6 protein-coding genes are annotated in these 5,535 nt (G+C 48.0%); all 6 read right to left on the reverse strand.

Going from position 1 to position 5,535, the window contains the following annotated elements:
• The coding region (locus tag PGX78_RS05820) for a GTP-binding protein (RefSeq protein ID WP_270445856.1) at positions 1-738 on the reverse strand (738 nt) is incomplete at its 3' end.
• Positions 739-883: 145 nt separating this feature from the next.
• On the reverse strand, positions 884-1,807 hold the full coding sequence (gene murB, locus PGX78_RS05825; protein WP_006941553.1) for a UDP-N-acetylmuramate dehydrogenase: 924 nt from the start codon (positions 1,805-1,807) through the stop codon (positions 884-886).
• Positions 1,797-2,147, reverse strand: coding sequence for a YlbF family regulator (locus tag PGX78_RS05830; RefSeq protein ID WP_040773570.1), 351 nt, complete (start codon positions 2,145-2,147; stop codon positions 1,797-1,799). Before PGX78_RS05830 ends, murB begins: the two co-directional genes overlap by 11 nt.
• A 12-nt stretch (positions 2,148-2,159) precedes the next feature.
• Positions 2,160-2,642: a tRNA (cytidine(34)-2'-O)-methyltransferase gene (locus PGX78_RS05835; RefSeq protein ID WP_006941555.1), complete on the reverse strand. Its 483-nt coding sequence runs from the start codon at positions 2,640-2,642 to the stop codon at positions 2,160-2,162.
• 133 nt (positions 2,643-2,775) lie between these two features.
• Positions 2,776-3,534 carry a hypothetical protein gene (locus tag PGX78_RS05840; protein WP_270445857.1) on the reverse strand — a complete coding sequence of 253 codons (759 nt, stop codon included), beginning with the start codon at positions 3,532-3,534 and terminating at the stop codon, positions 2,776-2,778.
• An 88-nt stretch (positions 3,535-3,622) separates the two neighbouring features.
• On the reverse strand, positions 3,623-5,535 hold a 1,913-nt coding region (locus tag PGX78_RS05845), incomplete at its 5' end, for a YadA-like family protein (protein ID WP_270445858.1).

Below are 5,535 nucleotides of genomic sequence, written 5' to 3' on the forward strand. Positions count from 1 at the left end.
CTGGCTCTCACCGTCGACGAGAAGCACGTTCTGATTCGGTTTCATACTGCCGCGAACGATTCGACCGATAGCGATTTTACCGACATAATCATCGTAGTCCAAGGTAGTAACCATGAACTGCAAAGGTCCTTCCAGATCACCCTTCGGGCACGGGCAGTGGTCGATAATAGCCTTAAAGAGGGGCTGCAAGTCCGTACCTTCATCTGCCATATCCGTCTTGGCAATACCGTCACGGCCGTTGGCATAAATAACGGGGAAATCAAGCTGTTCATCATTGGCATCCAATTCCATGAACAATTCGAGGACTTCGTCTTCTACTTCCGCAACACGCGCATCAGGCTTATCAATCTTATTAATGACCACGATGGGTTTTAAATTTTGTTCCAAAGCCTTACGCAATACATACTTGGTCTGCGGCATAGGGCCTTCAAACGCATCGACAAGAAGCAATACACCGTCAACCATGTTCAAAACTCGTTCCACTTCGCCGCCGAAATCGGCATGGCCCGGGGTGTCGACAATATTTATTTTTACGCCGTCATGCATAACCGACGTGTTTTTGGATAAAATCGTAATGCCTCGTTCCCGTTCGATGTCCCCCGAATCCATGACACGTTCCGCAACCTTTTCGTTAGACCGGAAAACGTGACTTTGTTTGAGCATCGCATCGACAAGTGTAGTCTTACCGTGGTCGACGTGAGCGATAATAGCAATATTGCGAATATCCTGACGTTCCATATATATTTCCTCTCCCATTCAGAAAAACAGAAAAACTTCAATTTTTATATAACTGTAATAGTATAGCACATATACCGACCATAGCCAAACAAAAAGCGGCTCTCAACCGCAAGGTCGACAACCGCTCGTTTTACCGCTTATTACATTAAGGTGTTCCCATAATACGCACTTCCGTCTCTAAAGTCACGCCGTGAGCTTCTTCCACACGCCTCTGCACTTCACGAATGACGGCTAAAACATCTGCCGCCGTAGCATGACCGCGATTAACGACAAAGCCCGCATGCTTCTCCGATACTTCCGCATCACCGTGCGATAACCCTTTAAGCCCGGTTTGGTCGATTAACGTACCGGCAAAGTACCCCGGCGGACGCTTAAAGGTACTGCCCGCACTGTGCATTTCCAAAGGTTGCTTCGACGTACGACGTTCCGTTAAATCATCCATCGTCGCTCTGATCTCGGTTTTATCGCCATATTGTAAAGACAACTCCACATCTACCACATATTCCTGCAATTTCTGAAAAATGCTCTTTCTGTAAGAAAACCCGAACTCGCCCTTTTCATAGGTCGTCACTCCGCCGTGACCGTTTACCGTACGTACACGGGAAACTATCTGACTCATTTCACCGCCGTAGGCTCCGGCATTCATAAAGACGGCACCGCCCAAGGTACCGGGAATGCCGCAGGCAAATTCCGCTCCTGTAAGGCCGTTTTCATAAGCAAATTCACATACGTCGGCCAACATGTAACCTGAGGCGGCGTGAATACGATTGCCGTGGCATGAAAGGGTTCGCTTCATCTCATTGAGCTGAATGACGACGCCGCGTATTCCGCCGTCCAGAACAAGAACATTGGAACCGCCGCCGAGAACCGTTACGGGCAGTTCCAAAGAGCGAGCCGCCCGAATGGCCAGAGACATTTCCTTTACCGAATGCGGTAAGACGAGAACATCCGCCGGTCCGCCGACGGCAAAGGTCGTGTGGTCACGCATAGGTTCGTCCCGATAAATTCGATCCTTAGGAATCTCGGCACCGAGGCATTCCGTGAACTTTTCAACTGCCTTACTGGTCAAGAATGCTCATCCCTTCCGCCATGGAATTCTGTATAATCTGATAAATTTCGCCGGCCTTCGACTGCCACGTATTATACGCCTGCAAGTATTCCATAGCCGTCGGCTTATTTTTAATAATATCGGCTAATCGATTTAATTCTTCGATTTTCTTTTTTACCGGTTTGTCACCCATAGACTGTGCATAAGCTAACTTAGCCTGTAAAATCAGATAGTCGCGCACGTTTTTTCGCGTACTTTCTTCGGCTGCCAACTTTTCTCCCGCAGCGAGAAGATTCTTATAGTCTTCACATTCTCCTACAGCCTTAGCCAATGCATCGGCTTTTACAAATACGTCTTCCATGCCGCACCTCATTTACAAATTTTCTATACCCTTACCGCCCGTCATTCCCGGGAAACCCAGTTGTCGTAGCGCTTCATACGAAACAATGGCCACGGCATTCGACAGGTTTAAACTCCGTGCCTTATCAATCATAGGAATGCGAAAACAGTAATCCGCATTTCGTTTTAACAAATCTTCAGGAAGCCCCTTCGTTTCCTTACCGAAAACCAGCATATCATCTTCTCTAAAGACAATATCCGTGTACGACTTATCCGATTTGGTCGTCAAATAAAAATATCTGCTGTTCGGATACTGTTGCTGAACTTCCTCAAAATTCTCATGTACATGTAAATCGAGAAGATCCCAATAATCGAGACCGGCCCGCTTAAGATACTTATCTTCCAACGAAAACCCCAAGGGTTTTACTAAATGTAAAGTTATATGGTTAGCCGCACAAAGGCGGGAAACATTACCCGTATTCCCGGGAATTTCCGGTTCCACCATTACTACATGCATCGTAATCACACTCCGTTTTTAATTGTACAAGATACGCCGCGGAAAGACAAGAACGGGTACATGCCTAAACAGCAAAAAACCGCGATTTTCATCGCGGTTTTTCGACTTTCATCAAACGGACGGTTATATCCGCTTATTTACGGTTTATAGCCTGCCACAAATCGACTGTATGGTCTTCCTGTTCGGTCGGTTCCGTAATATGTTTGTCTTTTACGACCTGTTTTGTCGTAAACCATACGCCTTCATTCATATAATGGCGCAGTTCTTCATTGGCTACATGTTCCTGGTCTTCAACCATGACAGTGAGAATCGCATTTTCCAAAGCGGCTGCTTCTTCATCACTCTTTACGCCGCCTTCATCCTGCTGTTTTTTTGTAATCTCAATAAGTCTGTCAGCCATGCCGCGCATAACATTCCAGCCGTAGCTGTTTGTATAGCCGCGCTTCATGTCCGTACCCGTTTTCGGATCCTTACCGGGCATGGTTTCATAGTTGTATTCCTGAATACCGTCATTTTCAGCATTCCAATTCATTACGAATTCAAGACCGTGGACATACGAATAAATGTCCGTACGGAAATAATCGCCGTAATTGTTGACTCGATTGGATTCGAGCCATTTCTTTTCATTTTTTGTCAACTCTTTGCCTTCAGCCTGCTTTGCCTTTACTTCGGCAATACGCGTTGTCGCATGCTGCCAAGCCTGTGCAAAAGCGTGTACCGAGTCCTTAACTTCCTGATTCGGAACCTTTACGAGTACGACTGTGCCGAGTTGCGGTGTCGTTTCGGGATTTTTACTAAGCAAGGGATCGTGCAATGCCTGTACGGACGTACCGGCAAAAGCCGTTCCTAAAACAAGTGCTGCCGTGAAAGCAGACAAGATAGATTTTTTCATGTCTATACTCCTCTTCTTAAGTATCAAGTCTCAAGTTAACAGGTGACGGGCCTCTTGCGAGGCCCTACCTGTCTTAAAAGCCGCTGAATTACATGCCGAGTTTCGCCATTAACATAGCGATATTCTTCTTCATTTCCGCATTTTCGCTCTTCAAATCGGCTACTTCACCCTTCAAGCCCTGATTTTCTTCTTTCACTGCCGCCATTTCCTGTTGTAATGCGTAAGCCGAGCTGATCGGGCCGCGACGATAGCGGTCGGCAATAGCCGTTTCCGGATCGCGGTGACCGAGTTTCCACGTAACACCGGCATTAGCCATCATGTGGCTCGAACCGCCTGCCCAGGACATGCCTGCATGCATCATGAGCGATTCGTTTCTGTAATGAGCTACCCCTAAAGCCAAAGCCGAGGTACCGCGATAGTTACCGTAGCCGGCCATAATCTGAGTCGGTTCCAACGGATCGTACTGAATCGGTTTCAGTGCGCCTAATGCGGCTCCTAATGCACCGACTGTCTCGATTTCATCACCCAGTTTGTTAATACGATTATAAATAGTCGGATCCGGAGTACCGTTACCGCCTGCTACATGAAGGTCATAAGTAATTTCCTTCGTCGTCGTGTTTTCATTTCTCGTAACCGTTACGGATCCGTCGTTGGATGTAACCTTCGTACGAGCGCCTTCCAACTGGCTGAGGTTTACGGCATCCGTCGAGCTTGTGCCCGGTGCCAGATTGGTAATCTTGTTACCGCCCAGGCTCAGATTGCCGTTGTTAATCGTTACCGTATTGGAGCCGAAGTCGATACGCGGAGCATTGCTCGTTGTCGTACTGCTGCTGATGGACTTAATATTCTGCAAGTTCGGGTTCAGAGCATACGTGATCTTCTGATCCGTATCGTTACCGCTCATGGTTTCGCGTTTAACAACCATGTTGTCGCCTGCAACGAACTGAGTGCCCTTATTGACTACAGCTGCACCGGCAGCACTGCCCGATGCCACGGAACCCGTGCCTGTAGCGGCCGTATCAACCTTCCGATTCGTAGCCGACAAATCTACGTCGACCTTGAAGATCTTCTTGCCTGTTGCATCCTTACGAGAGGAAACGGTCGTGTTATTACCGTTTTCCATGTCGATAAGATTCGTAATAACGTTCTTGCCGTCGTTTGTAATATTTGACAAGTCGTTCTTGGCAATGCCTTCAATAACCGCTTTTTCATTAGCTACGTCGTGACCGTTGCCGTCCACATAGGTCATGGTTACCTTACCGTTGCTGTCAACAGTATAAGTTCCCGGCTTAATGTGGCGTTCATCAGCCTTCAATTCACTCTTGGCATCTTTCAACTGGCTTACGTTAACAGCATCCGTATCGGCCGTACCTTTAGCAACGTTCGTAATCTTATTGCCGCCGTTGTTGAGGCCGTCAGATCCGAGATGAACATCCGTCGTCGTGCCGCCTGTCGGTGCCTTAATGGTAATGCCGCCGTTGTTAACCGTCGTATCACCCATCTTGACACTGCCGCCGGCTGTCAAATCAAGGTCCTTGGAAAGCTGTACTTTAAGCTTGCCGTTTACGTTATTGACGCCGATATTGTTATCCGTAAGCTTCGTCTTATCAGCACCGCCGACAATGTCGACAACCGTATTGAGTTTCTTGCTGATAACCTTCGAAGAATCCGTTTGACCGTCGTCACCGGCAAACTTCATGCCGTCGTCGAGTGTTGCCACTTCATGGTCTTTATTGTTCGTTTCGTCATGGTATACGATACGCGTCGTGTTCGTGCCGTCAAGACCTTTAGCTCCGTCTTTACCTTGGATGGTAATGCCGTCGCGGCCGTTTGTGCCGTTCAAGCCGATAGAGCCGTCCTTGCCGTTAATCACAACTGCCGAACCGTCTGCACCCTTAACGCCTACTTTACCGTCTTTGCCCGGTGCTCCCGGTGTTCCCGGTTTACCCACTTCGATTTCGTCGCTCAGGCCGTACTTAATAACCGTATTGCCTGCGCCGT

Origin of the sequence: Megasphaera sp. AF13-6AC, assembly GCF_027685385.1 — a bacterium.
GTDB lineage: Bacteria > Bacillota > Negativicutes > Veillonellales > Megasphaeraceae > Megasphaera > Megasphaera micronuciformis.

Bases quoted from the DNA above. Each gene is read 5' to 3' on its own strand.
- PGX78_RS05830 (WP_040773570.1), bottom strand. From the start codon at position 2,147: ATGGAAGACGTATTTGTAAAAGCCGATGCATTGGCTAAGGCTGTAGGA.
- PGX78_RS05835 (WP_006941555.1), bottom strand. From the start codon at position 2,642: ATGCATGTAGTAATGGTGGAACCGGAAATTCCCGGGAATACGGGTAAT.
- PGX78_RS05840 (WP_270445857.1), bottom strand. From the start codon at position 3,534: ATGAAAAAATCTATCTTGTCTGCTTTCACGGCAGCACTTGTTTTAGGA.